This window comes from Pseudomonas sp. UYIF39 (genome assembly GCF_029963765.1).
Taxonomy (GTDB): domain Bacteria; phylum Pseudomonadota; class Gammaproteobacteria; order Pseudomonadales; family Pseudomonadaceae; genus Aquipseudomonas.
Genome location: NZ_JALBYU010000020.1, coordinates 38,307 through 53,838, shown reverse-complemented (window position 1 = coordinate 53,838; position 15,532 = coordinate 38,307). Strand labels below are relative to the sequence as shown.

Here is a 15,532-nt window from a genome sequence, read left to right as displayed (position 1 = left end):
ATCATTGGATCGCCCGTTTTTCTATTTAACGCAAAGCCGTGCAGAAGTGCGCCATTGTCATAGAGGCATCGGCTTGAGATCTGCGCAGATCATAAGTATTCGACATGGCTCAAACGATCCAGGCTGTCCCCTAAATAGAATGAAAACGGTCGTCCAAGCGCTTCGCCTCTCTTGGCACATAATGCCTCCATCCCGCTTTGGTCTGTGCGACCAAGTTGGCCCGGATGTATTGTCTGTTGTCCGATAGAGCCAAATTCAAGTGCTATCTGGTCGACCACCATCCACGCTCTGCGATTATCGCGAGTGGTAATAGACGTCGAGGGTGAAACGTTGACCAGTCCGCTGTGAATCGCGTTCATCAGCGCTGGATCTTGAAAGCGCCAGTGAGCGCTCACCTTGGCGGGGCGTTCGGTGATGGTCAGTAGCGTCACGAACGCGTTGTCACGGGTCTTCAAATTCGGTTCATAAGCCGTGATTCGTAAGGCAGGGTTGGGTAAAAGATTGGCGGACAGCTGGCATTTAACCTCGTCCCCAGTGCCATATTTGAAAGCGCTCGCCATCTTTTGAAAGCCATCACCCCAAATGCCTGCCAACTTGCTGGTGAGCTCGATTTTCGGTTGTATATCGAGAATGAAATCAACGGTTCTGGCCTGCTCCCGCTCAGGTGCGTCACCCTTTTCCTCGGCGAGATCGAGACTTAGTTTTCGCGAACTGGCCTTGCGAGCCTGGATGACCTCATCAAATACCGCGCGTAGCGTGTTGCGTTGATCGTCGCTGAGCGAACTATCAGCCAAGCGTAGCAGGATCAATTTGTCTTGATCTTTAACCCGCTCCAGCACCACCGCGTCGGGATCAACCCCCAGTGTCAGGATAGTTGTCGCCTCCCGGTTTTTCCTGAAAAAGCATATCGGGGGCGGAAAGAGACTGGTCGTGCCGTACTATTCACCTGAACGCAGAGCCGCATTACTCAAGATGCTGCTTCCCCCGCTGAACCTGTCGATGGCCGAGGTTTCCCGGCGCGAAGGGGTCAGCGAAATGTCTTTGTCCAACTGGCGCAAGCAGCTCAGTTCTGAAGGAAATGCAGTGTCCGAAAACAAGCCGTAGGTCTTGGCCCGGCGACATGAGTTGTACGAGCGAGCCAAGGAAAACAAACCGGAGCGGTGGTCAGGCCGGACGCGTAACTGGGAGCCGATCGGCAACGTGCTACTGAACCCGGATCGAGAACAACAGGTCGAGAAAAGAGCGGCATAGTTAGACGGTGACGCGACAACTACCTTGAAAAACGCCGGGGCTGCGAGACCTAATCGCTAATTGTGGTCAGCGACGGGTCGAATATAGGCGCCCATTTTGCTGCTCACAACCGTGATGTAGGACGCTTTCGCGGTCGTTTTGGCAAGGCGGATTGCCATTGTTTACGGGCTTGTCACCGCAATCCGGGCCGCGCGGAGAGTCTTAGGAAATCGGGGGCAGGTTTAGGGGCCGCTTCGCTGCCCAACGGGGGCAAGCCCCCTCACCATAATGGGTGAATTCCTACACGATTTTCGGACGTCAGATTTATAGAATCGGATGGTCAGAAACAACAAAGCCCCGAATCATCGGGGCTTTGTTTTTTGCAATTGCGCAGTTCCAAAAATCCTTACCGCACAGCATCAAACATCATTGTCTGGCCTGCGGTGAATGGGGGTTGGGATCGGTGTGTTTCGGTCCCGCCAGTGCCCACGCTATCAGCCCGAATAGCGGTACAAACACGATTACCACCATCCATACGAGTTTGTTGCTGGATTTTCCTTCGGCTTTTCGCACTTTGTTGATTGCCCATAACTCGACCAGTACGAGTATTGCGGCGAGTACGATCCAGATGGTTTCGGTTTGCATTGGTCACCCTCCTGATAGTCATTCAGTTAGGTGGGCAGTGGTGGGCAGGGTTCATTTTATCGGTGTGCAAAGTTCTACCAGCGTCCCGTCCGGGCAGCGCACGTAGGAGACGGTTTGGCCCCAGGGTTTTAGGGCCGGGGCGGTTATTTCGGTGGCGCCTGCGTTCAGGGCTTTGGCGTGGGCGGTGGGGACGTCGTCGGTCACCAGGCCAACTTCGATGCCCAGCGGTTTGGCGGAAGAGTGAGCAGAGACGTGGCCGCTGCTGAAGTTCATGGTGGCGAGTTCGTCGGCGGCGAAGGCCAGGGCGGTTTCACCGGTTTCGAGTTCGCCGTAGGTGCCTGATTCGTGGAGGAAGCGAGTGGCGAGGCCGAAGGCGGAGGAGAAGAATCGGAGGGAGGCTGGGACGTCCGGGACGTAGATGATCAGGAAGCCGAATTTCATGGGCGAACATTCCTTGTTTTGGTTTTGAGGGTGGGGAATGTAGCAGATTCGAATAGGCAGGATGTGCCCGGTGGGAGGCGGCTTTTCTGGAGATGATGGCTGTCAGTCAAGTCTATGTTGACTGTCAGGGCCTCATCGCGAGCAAGCTCGCTCCCACAGGGGATTGGGGGGGGTAGTTAGATCGAGTTAGCCAGTTTTCCGGTTGAGAGGCGGCGCTTGTAGGCGGTGTCGCGGTTGGCTAGCCAGTAGTAGAGCGGGGAGGTGATGAGCAGGCCGACTAGCCAGGACAGGTCCGCGCCGTTGATGTGTTCGGAGATTGGGCCGACGTAGAGTGGCGTGTTCATGAAGGGGATTTGCACCGCGATGCCAATCGCATACGCCAACAGTGCCTGCGGGTTGTACCGCCCATAGATCCCGCCATCGACTTTGAAGATCGAGCCGATGTCGTACTGACCTTTATGAATCGCATAGAAGTCGATCAGATTGATCGCGGTCCACGGCACCAGCACCACGAGCAGTACCAGCACCATGTCGACGAAGTGGCCGATGAAGTTGGCGGAGGCGCCGACGGCGGCGAAGCAGCAGGCGGCGAGGACGATGATCGAGAGGACGGCGCGGCTTTTGGCGGTCGGGATCCAGCGGTAGGCGAAGGTTTGGATCAGGGTGATCAACGACAGCACGGCGCCGTAGAGGTTGAGGGCGTTGTGGCTGATGACGCTGAGCAGGAACAGCACGAGCATCAGTGGGCCGATGGAGCCGGTGGCGAGTTTGACGGCGTCCATGGTGTCCATGCCCACGGGCGTGGCGAGGACGGCGACGGCGCCGAAGATGAACGAGAGGCTGGAGCCGAGCACGGTGCCCAGGTAAGTGGTCCAGAACGTTGCGGCCACGGGCACGTTGGCCGGCAGGTAGCGCGAGTAGTCGGAGACGTAGGGCGCGAAGGCGATTTGCCAGAGCGCGGCGAGCGATACGGTGGCCAGCCAGCCGGAGATGTTGAAGCTGCCGCGGGTGAGGAAGTCGGCGGTCTGTACGTGGGTGAAGATGTAGCCGAAGCCCAGCACGATGCCGGCGCCGAGCACCCAGGTGCCGATGCGGTTGAGCACGTGGATGAAGCGGTAGCCGATGATGCCGATGATGCCCGAACCAAGGGCGCCGATGACGATGCCGACCGGCACCGGCACGCTGTCGACTACGCCGTGCAGGGACTTGCCGGCGAGGACGATGTTGGAGGCGAAGAAGCCGATGTACATGATGCCGGCGATCAGCACCACCAGCAGTGCGCCGAGCGAGCCGAACTGGGCGCGGCTCTGGATCATTTGCGGAATGCCCATCTGCGGGCCTTGCGCTGAGTGCAGGGCCATCAGCACGCCGCCGACCAGGTGACCAACGAGGATGGCGACGATGCCCCACACTAGGTTGAGGTGAAACATCTGCACGCCGAGGGCGCCGGTGACGATGGGCAACGGCGCGATGTTGCCGCCGAACCAGAGGGTGAACAGGTCTTTGGTTTTTCCGTGGCGATCTTCGGGGGGCACGTAGCCGATGGTGTGTTTTTCGATCAGCGGGGCGGAGGTTGTTGCTGCGGTAACCATGACGGACTCCAAGGCAATTTGAGTACGTGGACGTACTTCGGTGAGCGCCACGCGGGGGCGACGCTTTTCTTGTTGGAGTTGATGATGTGCGGTGGGGAGTGAGAGATAAATTAGTAAGTTTGTGGGTATAGACGCTAAAAAATGTATGCCAGTGGGTAGCTACAAAACCTGTGGGAGCGAGCTTGCTCGCGATGAGGGCCTGACAGTCAAAATTGATTTGGCTGACAGACCGCTATCGCGAGCAAGCCCGCTCCCACAGGGGATTTTGGGGTGTTCAAAATCTTTGCTATTCGCTGATCGATTGCAGCATTCGTTGCAGCATGACGTCGCAGGCGGTGAGTTGTTGGAGGCTGACGAATTCGTCCGGTTTATGGCCTTGGTCCATGCTGCCGGGGCCGCAGACGACGGTGGGAATTCCAGCAGCGTCGAATAGACCGCCCTCGGTTCCGAAGGCTACGGTGCCGAACTCTCGGGAGCCGCAGAACGCAGCAATCAACTCAGCCGCTTCACTCTGCGCATCGGTCGCCAGTCCGGGATACGCCGACAACTCGCTAAATCGAATCTCGCTCTGTTCACTCACGGCACGCATGCGCGGCAATACCTGCTGTTCGGCATAAACCTTCAGCTCCTGCGCAACTTCGCTTGGGTCGTGCGAGGGCAGGGCGCGGATTTCGAAGTCGAAGCGGCAATCGGCGGGGACGATGTTCAAGGCCTTGCCGCCGGAAATCACACCGGTTTGCACCGTGCTGAAGGGCGGATCGAAACGCGCGTCGTGATGCTCGGGCGCTTTGAGCCGGTTGCCGATCCTTCCCAGTTCACCGATCAGTTCGGCGGCGTATTCAATGGCGTTGACCCCGAGCGGCGCGTACGCCGAATGGCACGCTTCACCATGAATATCGCAGCGCATCGCCAGTTTGCCTTTATGGCCCAGCACCGGTTTGAGCTCGGTCGGTTCGCCAATGATGCAGAGCATCGGTTTGACCGGGCGCTTTTCCAATTCCGACAGCAACGAACGCACACCAAGGCAGCCGACTTCCTCATCGTAGGACAGCGCGATGTGCACCGGCAGCCGCAGCGTGGCCTTTACTAGCGCCGGGACCAGGGCGAGTACGCAGGCGATGTAGCCTTTCATGTCCGCGGTGCCGCGACCGTACAGCTTGCCGTCGCGCTCGGTGAGTTGGAACGGCGCAACGGTCCACGGCTGGCCGTCGACGGGCACCACGTCGGTGTGCCCCGACAGCACGATGCCCGGTCGGTCCGCCGGGCCAATGGTCGCGAATAGGTTGGCCTTGCTGCGTTGCTCGTTGTAGAGCAGCTCGCAAGGCACGTCGAAACGTTCAAGGTAGTCGCGGACGAACTCGATGAGGTGCAGGTTTGATTCGCGGCTCGTGGTGTCGAAGGCCACCAACGTTTTCAGCAAATCGAGGCTGTTGCTCATCGGTCGTCTCCGGCGACACCGTAGCCAGGGGATTTGTCGGGGGCCAGGGCGCGGTCGATGTAGTCCTGAACCTGTGGGCGATAGGCGTCCCACAATTTCTCAAGCTGGCCGATCGGGTCGTGATCGGCCCAATCCACCCGCAGGTTGATGATCGGCCAGGTCAATTCGCCGACCACCACCACCGCCGCCGAATGCACGGGCCCGGCTTCGCCGCCCGCGGCGATGGCCGCTTTCATGGCCGCGAGCAGGCGGTCGGTCAGTTGGCCCTCGCCATGCTCGAATGCCTCGACCATGGCCTCGATCACTGCACGGTCCGCCAGCATGTTGCCGGCAGCGACGCATTGATCGCCGGACACGGCGTTGTGGTTGCCCAGGGTTTGCGCGCCGCTGAAGTGCGCGGTGCGACCGAGATGGTCAATCGCCGTGATCTGGCGATATTGGCTGTAGCCGTTGCGGGTCAGGACTTTGTCCAACGCCTCGGCGGGGGATAGGCCTTGCTCCATGAGAGCGAGGGTTTCCGGGCCGAGCGACGGCAAGGTGATGTTTTGCGTAGAGACGGCGCCGACACCCGGCAGCAGCCAGGGGCAGCGTGCGCCGACGGCGATGCTGGAGGAACTGATCGCAATGCCGAACTGACCGGTTTCGGGGCAACGTGCTGCGATGGAGAAGGTCATGGTTTTGCTCCTTGTATTGCCTTGGCATATGGGGTGTCTGGGCGGGCCCCATCGCGAGCAAGCTCGCTCCCACAGGGGATCTTCAGTGGCCGCAGTTTTTGTGAACGACGACTAACCCTGTGGGAGCTGGCTTGCCTGCGATGGCCGCGACTCGGTCTACTCAGGAATCACCGCAATCACATCAATCTCCATCAACCACTGCGGCTGCCCCAACGCCGACACCACCAGCCCGGTCGAGATCGGAAACACCCCTTTAAGCCACTTGCCGACTTCCTGATACACCGGCTCGCGGTAACGCGGATCGATCAGGTAAGTGGTGGTTTTCACGATGTGGCTGAGGTCGCTGCCGGCTTCCTCCAGCAACTGTTTGACGTTGCGCATGGCTTGCTCGGTTTGCGCTCGCGGGTCGCCGAGGCCTACCAGGTTGCCTTCGAAGTCAGTGCCGACCTGACCGCGAACATAGACGGTATTGCCGGCCCGAACGGCTTGGCACAGGTCATTGTCCAGGCTCTGGTTCGGGTAGGTTTCTTTGGTGTTGAACATGCGAATTCGGGTATGGGTTGGCGTGGACATTTGAAGCTCCTGAAGAAGAAATTAAGCACTGACCGTTGCTTTATGGGCGGCCGGGACAGTTTCAGCCTCGCGTTGCGCGGCGTCGTGGTAGTCGAGGTATGAACGCTGGATAGCGATGTGATCAGCCACGTATTTGGCGTCGTGCCAAACGCCCCAGATGAACGAAGACCCGCGACGGGACTGCCACGGCAGGCCAAGGAAATACACGCCCGGCTCGCTCGATACACCGCGTTGATGCTGTGGCTTGCCGTTGTCGTCGAAGGCATCAACCTTGAGCCAGCTGTAATCCGTGGCAAAACCGGTGGCCCAGATGATCGAGGTCACGCCGGCCTTGGCCAGGTCGAGCTCAAGGATCGGGTGAGTCACGCAGTCCGGATCGGAAAAGGTAATGCGCGCTTCAGGTTCTTCCGGCAGGTCCAGGCCATTGCGCTCGATGTAGGCGTCAGCCGCGTTGAGCAGCGCCAGATAGTTCTCGTCACCGCGCGCCAGGTTGTCGGCAAGGTTCGGCTGAAAAGTCGCTACGCCGCCGTTGAACGATTGGGTCAAACCCACCAGCGTCATGCCGCGATGAGCCAGCCCGCGGAAGTCCACCGTGCGGCCGCCATGGGCACCGCTCACTGCGATGGTGACGTGTTCCCGGCCGGGTTTCATGGCCGCCTGATCCCATTCCCCCAGCACACCCAACCACCAGCAGAAATCACGGTTGCGATAAGCGCGGGGAGGGCGATCGTGTGCGCCGACCGAGAGGTACACCTTCTTGCCGGCCCGCTGCAGTTCATCAGCGATTTGCACGCCCGACGAACCGGCACCGACGACCAGAACAGCTCCTTCAGGCAACTGCGCTGGATTACGGTATTCAGCCGAGTGGATTTGCAGAAGTTGTTCATTTTTCGGCGCAATCGGCGGGATAACCGGACGCTGGAAAGGTCCGGTGGCAGCCACCACGCGGTTGGCCTCGATCACGCCCTCGGAGGTTTCAATGGTGAAGCCCGGGCGACCGACATTGCGCTCAACCCTCAGCACGTCCACGCCGGTGCGGATCGGGGCGTTGAATTTCTTGGCGTAGGCTTCGAAATAGTCGGCAACCCGCTCTTTCGGGGCAAAGTCGTCGGGGCTGAGGTCGTCGAAATCGAGACCGGGAAAACGGTCGTGCCAGGCCGGACCGTTGGCCACCAACGAATCCCAGCGTCCGGTGCGCCAGCGCTCGGCGATACGGTTGCGCTCCAGCACCAGGTGCGGCACGCCGAGTTTGCTCAAGTGTTCACTCATGGCCACGCCAGCCTGACCGGCGCCAACAATCAGCGTATCTGTTTTTATTTTTTCAGTGGTCATCTCTATACCCTTCGAAGTTGGATTTAGGTCGCTAACGGCCTGCCATTTCTTGGGGTCAAGACTAGGGATCACCCTGGTATCGGTAAAATATTATTAAGCTGGCATTTGAGTATAAATAACTGATGCAGAGTGTTTGGTCCGGTGGCTATCCCTTTAAACGCTAGGCGCTGGCATCGGCTTCATGCTCGTCGGCGAAGGCCATGAGCACCTCCAGATCGAGTACATCCAGCTTGATTCGGGAAATAAAAGCGGAGAACGCCAGGTTGGCGGCGAGCAGACGCAGATCGGAGGCCCAGGCCGGGACAAGGACCGGCCCCTGCAACCAGCCGGACTCGAAGAGCGGGGCCAGGCGAACGGTATCCCCCAGGCTGAGGCGCCCGGCGAACAAATGGCCCACCAGTTCCGGCCGGTTGTCGCGGATCGCGATGCGCAACAGGGTATGCACGCCGAGCAAACCGGTCAGGTAGGCGGCATCCTTGGTGAACGCAGAACCGCCGCGCAGGTCGGCGCCGCGGAACACCCGCTGGGTCGAGCGGAAGGACTCCTCTTGCGACTGACCAGCGGCGAGAAAACCTTCGAATACCTGGATGAAGTCGGCACCATCCAGCGCCTGCTGGACCGCGAGCACGCGCAGGGCGAGGCGGCGCAAGCGGTTGATGTCCATGCTGCCGGTGAACAGCTCGGCCAGGGTGGCGATGCCCTCCTGAGTCTGGGTCGTGCGTGGCGCCCCCAGGCCCAGGCTTTTGAAGTTGGGTTGCAGCGCACCGTTTTGTGCGGTGGCGACATGCACGAAGGCCTCATGCTGCAACAGCTGGTTCTTGTCCAGTTCCGAGAACAGGGCGCTGGCCCGCAGGCGGATGCGACTGGCACCGGCGATGGCCTTGGCCGCCAGGGTCGGATCGAGCACGACGGTGATCCGGCCCGGGCCGAAGAAACGGTCGAGTTCCGGCTGCATCCAGGCGGCGAAGACCTCGGCCGGGATCTCGGCCGGGCTCGGGGGAATCCGCGCACCGCCCAGAAGGGCGTCGGTGGTCTTGAGGAAGAATTGAGCCGCGTCCAGCATGCTCAGTTTCAGGCGTGTGTAGTAGAAGTCCGGGCGCCGGTACAGCGCTGACGAATACTGAGTAAAGGCGGGTGTGCCAATGGCGCCGAGCATATGCCCCGCCGTCGCATAGCTGCGCGCCGTCATGGCGAGGTGGCGCCCGGCCGGATGGCCCTCATCGCAGCGGCCGATAAAGGCTTCGAGGGCGGCAATGTCGGCGCTGTGGTCGCGCGGGCGCAACTCGACCTTGGGCAGTTCTGCCTGCCCGGCGCGCCAACGTGCCAGGAATACCTCCTCGACCCCATCCGGCCAGGCCAGGGCCTCCAGCACGCGGATCTTGCGGGCCAGACTGGGCAGGGCGGCATCGAGTTCGGACAGGGGAGTGGCACTCACAGACATCACCTTGGGAGACGAGGTTCGTCGCAAAAGTTTAGTCGTTGTCGATGCATCCCGTTGTGAGAGGTCACGCCTGAGCTGTATCTATTGGAGTGAAAAGGCTCTCTGGTCAGGTATCGATTCACTGGAAGCTCTGGAGCTGCGAACTCTCGACGATGGACGGCTTACGGCAGAAGACCAGGCCCAAAGTCTGCCCAATGATCAGGTGCCTGGTGACGAGCTTTTTTATACGCAGGATTGGGATGGAATGAGAAAGACTAAATCTGTATCAACTATGTCAATACCAGCCTGTGAAAGCAGCGTAGTGACCTGGCCACGGTGATGGGTTTGATGGTTGAAAAAATGCATGACCAGGCTGTAAAAATCCTTATCGGACGCTACACCTTTCATGCTGGCGTAATGGAGAGTGTGGTCCAGATCGGACTCTGTAATAGAGTGAGCCCATTCGATGATTATCTGATCGAGTCTCTCTCGATGCACTGAGAGCTCTGGAATAGTAGAGAACAACAATTGGTCGAGGCTTTTCGGATCGCAAAGTTGCCTCACCGGCTCTAGTGCTGAGTGCTCCGCTGGATGCTTGGCGAATCGCTTTAGCCACACAGTGTCCCCGATTGCCACGTGGTTTAGCGTCCCGAGAATAGATTTGAAGAACGCTTTCCTATCGGCTGAGAGCTCATCATCGGATAAGCACTTGGTTGCCCCATAGATCTTTGCGTTCATCCATTTGTTATAGGTCGCCATCAGGCAGATGTGTTCGGTGCGGCTCATGTGTTCATCCTTTGAGTATGTGTTCGCACTATCCATGCGAGGCCGGGATGTTATCGCCTCCAATGCGGAGCAGCTACTGAAGAGTAGCCAAAGCCGTGCCGCTGAATGCGCTGCTAAAATGCACGAACCCATTCCGATTCTGGAGAACCAAGATGATCAGCAAAAACACGATTTGTCTGTGGTACGACGGCACCGCGTTGGATGCAGCGACGTTCTACGCCGAAACGTTTCCCGACAGCGCTGTGGGAGCTGTCCTTCGCGCGCCCGGCGACTATCCGGCAGGCAAGCAGGGCGATGTCCTGACAGTCGAGTTCACGGTGATGGGCATCCCTTGTCTCGGACTGAACGGGGGCTCGGCGATCAAGCACAACGAGGCTTTTTCGTTCCAGGTTGCGACCGACGACCAAGCCGAAACGGACCGCTTGTGGAACGCGATTGTCGGGAATGGCGGCCAGGAAAATGTATGCGGCTGGTGCCAGGACAAGTGGGGAGTGTCATGGCAGATCACACCACGTGTTCTGACCGCTGCGATCACCAATCCTGATCAAGCCGCGGCCAAGCGTGCGTTCGACGCCATGATGGAGATGGGGAAGATCGACGTTGCTGCGATTGAAGCGGCTGTTAAGGGTTAACCAACGCTGCTTGGGCCGGGCGATTGACAACCCACGTCTCCAACAACACTATCTGCCCATGACTTCCACATCCCGCATGTACATGATGTATTCCTCCATGACCGCTTCCGGCGGGCCATGAGGTCATGCGTGCTTGGAACCTGACGTACTCACCAAGGCCCCGCCAGAAATGGACGGGGCTTTTTAGTTCTCCGTCCGCCGATGGCTAACGGAGATTGAAGTGTTAGAGATCAAACGAGCCCATCAAGGCGATTGCCGGGCGGCATTCGACATTCGCCGTCACGCGATACGGCATCAGTTCATCGGCGCCTATACCCCGCAGCAAATGGACGTCTGGACGGCAGGGGCCGCTGAGGACGGATATTGCGACCTCATGGAAAAACACTTTTATCTGGGGTGTATTCAGGGAGAACCTGTGGCGACAGGCATGCTTGATCTGGAGAGGCGTGAAATCGGCGCGATCTTTGTCCTGCCTGGTTTTATGCAGCAGGGCATTGGCAAGCGCTTTCTGGATTACCTTGAGTGCCTGGCGCGGGATCTGGGGCTGGAGGAAGTTCAACTGGACGCTACGTTGAACGCCGCTTACTTCTACCGGCAATGCGGTTTCGTCGGTGAGCAGACGGCTATTTACCATTCGCCCTCCGGTCTGCAACTCGCTTGCATTCCGATGGTGAAGGGGCTGTTGCGTTCTTGAGCGGCTATTTCGTTTTCCAGTGACCACCACCCGATTCGCAATCAATTTTCGCCTGACTCAAATGCTCAGCGCCGTAGTAATACGTAGTGACCTGAGCATTGTTCGGAATATTCAGCGATGTGCTGTTCTTGTCTTTGCTGGTGGAGTGAGGATTGGCCAGCGATTCTTGCGTCAACGTGGCGATGCAAGTGGCCTGAGAATGATCGGCGCACTGTTCGACTTTTTTCTTGGTACTGGCCAGCATGTCTTTGCTCTCGTTGCTGCATGACCAATTGATGGCGTTCACCGGCATGCCTTCGTACTCATAGCAGCTATGCGTTTCGACCACCGGCACGGAAGGGCTTTGAGAGCGGGTCAGCACGTCACAGCCTTCAGCCATGACCAGGGTGGGACTCAGGCTGGCAAGCAGAAGCAGCAGTCTACTGTTCATCGGGATTTCCTCTCCAATGGCGCCTTGTTTGATCAAAGATCAGCGCTGATAGGGTTTCGAAAACGCGATGAGGCGCGGGGTTCCATTGGTTTTTCAGATCCGCTGTGGGAGAGGGGCGCAAAAAGCGCAGGCCCGATGCTATGCTCGCCGCGCCACGCGCTGGCAATCCAGGGAACACTCTTTAAGGAAGGGGATGGCGGATGATCGATTTCAACAACAAAGGCTTTTTCAAACTCAAGCAAAACAACGAGTACGCGGAGCGAGTCACCGCGCTGCTGCTGGACGGCGAGCAGGTCATTGATGCCTATAAATCCATGCGCGACGGTGTGGTGTTTACCAACAAACGAATCATCGCGGTGAACGTGCAAGGCATCACCGGCAGCAAAAAAGACTTCACTTCGTTGCCTTACAAAAACATCGTCGCTTACTCCGTGGAAACCTCGGGCACCTTCGACCTGGATTCCGAGCTGGAAATCTACTTCTCGGCACTGGGCAAAGTGAAGTTTGAATTCACTGGGAGGACGTCGATGGTCGAGATTTCCAAACTCATCTCACAGCATCTGTTGGGTTGAGCCCGGATTTTCACGGTCATTGCGGCGAGCTCCAATGCGAACGCCGATTACCCAGGGAGAACGACATGAGCCAGACACTGGAACGCGCCATTGCCATCGCCGCCGCTGCGCACGAGGGGCAGGTCGACAAGGGCGCAAACCCTTACATCCTGCATCCGTTGAAAGTCATGTTGCGGGTCACGACGCTGGAAGAGCGCATCGTCGCGGTGCTGCATGACGTGGTCGAGGACTGCGGCATCAGCCTTGATGACCTGCGCAGGGAAGGCTTCAGCGAAGCCGTTCTGACCGCCATCGAGTCGGTCACTAAAGTGCCGGGTGAGTCTTATGAAGCCTTCATCGAACGCGCGGCGCAGAACCCGATAGGCCGGGTGGTGAAACTGGCGGATCTGGAAGAGAACAGCGACTTGTCACGGATCGCGCAGCCGTCGTGGGAAGACCTGGAGCGCGTTGAAAAATATCGGCGGGCGATGGGCGTGTTGCGTTCCTGACGAGCCGAACAAATGATCAACAAATAGGTCCGTACCCATTTCTACGGATGCCTGTAAGACAGGAGCATGATGCATTTTGCGGAGTAGTCAGAACGATGATTTTAGTTGTCGACGGTATCAGCGCTAGCGGGAAAACCACTTGGTGCGCACAGCATGGAGGGCAACACGTCATTCCTGAAAATGGACGTTTCAAGGACGAGCCGGATCGACTACAAAACCCGGTCGGAGCGGCAACTTTCTGGGCAGAGCGAAACGTAGATCGCTGGCAGGCAGCGCTCGCCATGGAAGAAATGTGTTCGTGGGCTTTGTGCGACAGCGACCCCCTCAAGCTCCACTACATTTGGAGCCTCTGGCAGATAGGCGAGGCAAGCGAACACGACTGGCGATTGGAGTTGGCGGCTACACGAGAAACGATAGCCCAAAGGCGAATTGGCTTCGCTGACTATTACATTGTCGGCAGCATCGATCCGCAGCTCGCGCGACAGCGTGCTCAAGCAGACACGGACCGCCGACGGAGTAGATTCGAGCTACACGTGCGCCTGCAAACCGCTCTTTTTAACTGGTACTCAGCCATCGAAAAGCTACTTCCCGGTCGAGTGCGATTCGGTTTTCCTTCAGAAATTCCGACCTTGAAAAGCCTTGATGGAAGATATGCGCTAGCGGCCTTTGATCAAATGATTGCATCGCTCCCACGACCTACTCACACCTCGTGGCGAGACTGAGTCTTTAATAGCAGTGGAAGGCGGGTCGATGTGAGATTCAAGCAGTAGATGCAACACACCCAATACGGAAGTATTGCCCTCTCCCTAGCGGGAGAGGGCAGGTGCCAGCCTAGGTGTGATGAATTTCCCGATCCTTGGTTTCCGGCAGGAAGAACGTGCCAAGAACGGCCGTCATCACGGCGATGACGATGGGATACCACAGCCCGTAATAGATATCACCCGTGGCCGCGACCATGGCAAACGCCACCGTGGGCAGAAAGCCGCCGAACCAGCCGTTGCCGATGTGGTAGGGCAGCGACATCGAGGTGTAGCGAATACGCGCCGGGAACAGTTCTACCAGCCACGCGGCGATCGGGCCGTAGACCATGGTCACGTAGATCACCAGGATGGTCAGGAGCAACAGCACCATCGGGTAGTTGGTCTTGGCCGGGTCGGCCTTCTCGGGGTAGCCGGCGTCCTTGAGGGCGGTGCCGAGGGTGGCGGCAAAGGCGTCGTTGCGGGTCTTGAAGTCGGCGGCCGGCACGCTGGTGCCCTCGAAGCTAGGGATCACCTTGTTGCCGATGCGGACCTGCGCGACGGTGCCCGGTTCGGCCTTCTCGTTCTTGTAGGGTATGGCTCTCTTCGCCAGCACGGTCTTGGCGAGGTCGCAGGAACTGGTGAATTTGGCCTTGCCCACCGGGTCGAACTGGAACGAGCACTGGCCGGGGTCGGCGACGACAGTGACCGGGTTCTTCTCCTGCGCGATGAACACGTCGGGGTTACCGTATTGAGTCAGCGCATGGAAGATCGGGAAGTAGGTCACTGCAGCCAGGATGCAACCGGCCATGACGATGCCCTTGCGGCCGATGCGGTCGGACAGGCTGCCGAATATGACGAAGAACGGCGTGCCGATCAGCAGGGAACCGGCAATCAGCAAGTTGGCGGTTTGCGGGTCGATCTTCAGCGTCTGCAGCAGGAAGAACAGCGCATAGAACTGCCCGGTGTACCAGACAACGGCCTGGCCGGCGGTGCCGCCAAGCAGGGCCATGATGACGATTTTGAGGTTGTCCCAGCGGGCGAAGGATTCGGTCAGCGGCGCCTTGGAGGACTTGCCTTCGGCTTTCATCTTCAAGAACACCGGCGACTCGCTGAGTTGCAGGCGGATGTACACCGAGACGATCAGCAGCAGGATCGACAGCAGGAACGGAATCCGCCAGCCCCAAGCCTCGAAGGCTTCGGTGCCGAGGACCGTGCGGCAGGCGAGGATCACCAGCAGCGAGAGGAACAGCCCAAGGGTTGCAGTGGTTTGAATCCACGAGGTGAAGTAGCCGCGTTTGCCTTTCGGCGCATGTTCGGCCACGTAGGTCGCAGCACCGCCGTACTCACCGCCCAGGGCCAGGCCTTGCAGCAGGCGCAGGCTGATCAGGATGATCGGCGCTGCCACGCCGATGGTCGCGTAGCCGGGCAAAAAGCCCACCACGGCGGTGGAGATACCCATGATCACGATGGTGATGAGAAAGGTGTGTTTGCGCCCGATCATGTCACCCAGGCGGCCGAACAAAATGGCGCCGAAGGGGCGTACCGCGAAGCCTGCGGCGAAGGCGAGCAGCGCGAAGATGAAGGCCGTTGTTTCATTGACGCCGGCGAAGAAGTGCTTGGCAATGATCGCAGCGAGAGACCCATAAAGGTAGAAGTCGTACCACTCGAACACGGTGCCCAGGGACGAGGCGAAAATGACTTTTCGCTCCTCTTTGGTGATCCCGTGGTGGGGCGCGCGGCCCGTGGTTGTACTGTCGAGTGTGGCCATGAGTCTTCTCCGTCGTTCTTGTTGTAGGCCGGAGTACCTCACTACCTTTTTTGCCGCACCCAGGCCCTGGGGCTGAT

The 15,532-nt window shown here is 58.8% G+C and carries 17 protein-coding genes and 1 pseudogene; 6 read left to right on the top strand and 12 right to left on the bottom strand.

Translation table 11 applies throughout. The features are described from left to right. Positions 1–89: 89 nt before the first annotated feature. A complete protein-coding gene (locus MO767_RS23085) occupies positions 90–809 on the bottom strand; it encodes a hypothetical protein (RefSeq protein WP_282482393.1) in 720 nt (239 codons plus the stop codon). A gap of 121 nt (positions 810–930) precedes the next feature. On the opposite strand from MO767_RS23085, the pseudogene MO767_RS23080 reads away from it, so the two are divergent. Next, a pseudogene (locus tag MO767_RS23080) lies at positions 931–1,077 on the top strand (transposase); the annotation flags it as partial. 579 nt (positions 1,078–1,656) lie between these two features. Here the strand turns inward: MO767_RS23080 and MO767_RS23075 are convergent. The 9 genes from MO767_RS23075 to MO767_RS23035 form a co-directional block, all read right to left on the bottom strand. Next, positions 1,657–1,875: a PLD nuclease N-terminal domain-containing protein gene (locus MO767_RS23075; RefSeq protein ID WP_282482392.1), complete on the bottom strand. Its 219-nt coding sequence runs from the start codon at positions 1,873–1,875 to the stop codon at positions 1,657–1,659. 51 nt (positions 1,876–1,926) lie between these two features. Further along, entirely contained in the window at positions 1,927–2,316 is a 390-nt protein-coding gene (locus MO767_RS23070; RefSeq protein ID WP_282482391.1) for a VOC family protein, read from the bottom strand. A 176-nt stretch (positions 2,317–2,492) separates the two neighbouring features. Then, entirely contained in the window at positions 2,493–3,908 is a 1,416-nt protein-coding gene (locus MO767_RS23065; RefSeq protein WP_282482390.1) for a cytosine permease, read from the bottom strand. A 286-nt stretch (positions 3,909–4,194) separates the two neighbouring features. Next, the gene (gene argE / locus MO767_RS23060; RefSeq protein WP_282482389.1) at positions 4,195–5,346 is read right to left on the bottom strand and encodes an acetylornithine deacetylase; all 1,152 of its coding nucleotides are present in this window, start codon (positions 5,344–5,346) and stop codon (positions 4,195–4,197) included. Then, positions 5,343–6,020, bottom strand: a complete 678-nt coding sequence (locus MO767_RS23055; protein ID WP_282482388.1) for a DUF1028 domain-containing protein — start codon at positions 6,018–6,020, stop codon at positions 5,343–5,345. Before MO767_RS23055 ends, argE begins: the two co-directional genes overlap by 4 nt. A gap of 156 nt (positions 6,021–6,176) precedes the next feature. Next, a complete protein-coding gene (locus MO767_RS23050; protein WP_008027166.1) occupies positions 6,177–6,593 on the bottom strand; it encodes a RidA family protein in 417 nt (138 codons plus the stop codon). A gap of 21 nt (positions 6,594–6,614) precedes the next feature. Then, positions 6,615–7,925 carry an NAD(P)/FAD-dependent oxidoreductase gene (locus MO767_RS23045; protein WP_282482387.1) on the bottom strand — a complete coding sequence of 437 codons (1,311 nt, stop codon included), beginning with the start codon at positions 7,923–7,925 and terminating at the stop codon, positions 6,615–6,617. A gap of 160 nt (positions 7,926–8,085) precedes the next feature. Continuing rightward, positions 8,086–9,360, bottom strand: a complete 1,275-nt coding sequence (locus tag MO767_RS23040) for a flavohemoglobin expression-modulating QEGLA motif protein (protein WP_282482386.1) — start codon at positions 9,358–9,360, stop codon at positions 8,086–8,088. Between the two features lie 228 nt (positions 9,361–9,588). Next, positions 9,589–10,131, bottom strand: a complete 543-nt coding sequence (locus MO767_RS23035) for a DinB family protein (protein ID WP_282482385.1) — start codon at positions 10,129–10,131, stop codon at positions 9,589–9,591. Between the two features lie 152 nt (positions 10,132–10,283). On the opposite strand from MO767_RS23035, the gene MO767_RS23030 reads away from it, so the two are divergent. Both MO767_RS23030 and MO767_RS23025 read left to right on the top strand, forming a co-directional pair. After that, positions 10,284–10,763, top strand: a complete 480-nt coding sequence (locus tag MO767_RS23030) for a VOC family protein (protein WP_282482384.1) — start codon at positions 10,284–10,286, stop codon at positions 10,761–10,763. A gap of 220 nt (positions 10,764–10,983) precedes the next feature. After that, a complete protein-coding gene (locus tag MO767_RS23025; RefSeq protein ID WP_282482383.1) occupies positions 10,984–11,457 on the top strand; it encodes a GNAT family N-acetyltransferase in 474 nt (157 codons plus the stop codon). Positions 11,458–11,461: 4 nt separating this feature from the next. Here MO767_RS23025 and MO767_RS23020 read toward each other — a convergent pair whose 3' ends face one another. Then, complete coding sequence (locus MO767_RS23020; RefSeq protein ID WP_134422946.1) at positions 11,462–11,887, bottom strand: hypothetical protein; 426 nt, start codon at positions 11,885–11,887, stop codon at positions 11,462–11,464. Between the two features lie 200 nt (positions 11,888–12,087). On the opposite strand from MO767_RS23020, the gene MO767_RS23015 reads away from it, so the two are divergent. The 3 genes from MO767_RS23015 (at position 12,088) to MO767_RS23005 (ending at position 13,669) form a co-directional block, all read left to right on the top strand. Further along, on the top strand, positions 12,088–12,459 hold the full coding sequence (locus MO767_RS23015; protein WP_123367934.1) for a PH domain-containing protein: 372 nt from the start codon (positions 12,088–12,090) through the stop codon (positions 12,457–12,459). A 65-nt stretch (positions 12,460–12,524) separates the two neighbouring features. After that, positions 12,525–12,947: an HD domain-containing protein gene (locus MO767_RS23010; RefSeq protein WP_282482382.1), complete on the top strand. Its 423-nt coding sequence runs from the start codon at positions 12,525–12,527 to the stop codon at positions 12,945–12,947. A gap of 95 nt (positions 12,948–13,042) precedes the next feature. Next, positions 13,043–13,669 (top strand): hypothetical protein, encoded by a 627-nt coding sequence (locus tag MO767_RS23005; RefSeq protein ID WP_282482381.1) that lies wholly within the window; start codon positions 13,043–13,045, stop codon positions 13,667–13,669. Positions 13,670–13,778: 109 nt separating this feature from the next. Here MO767_RS23005 and MO767_RS23000 read toward each other — a convergent pair whose 3' ends face one another. Then, positions 13,779–15,455 carry an MFS transporter gene (locus MO767_RS23000; protein ID WP_282482380.1) on the bottom strand — a complete coding sequence of 559 codons (1,677 nt, stop codon included), beginning with the start codon at positions 15,453–15,455 and terminating at the stop codon, positions 13,779–13,781. Between the last annotated feature and the right edge of the window lie 77 nt (positions 15,456–15,532).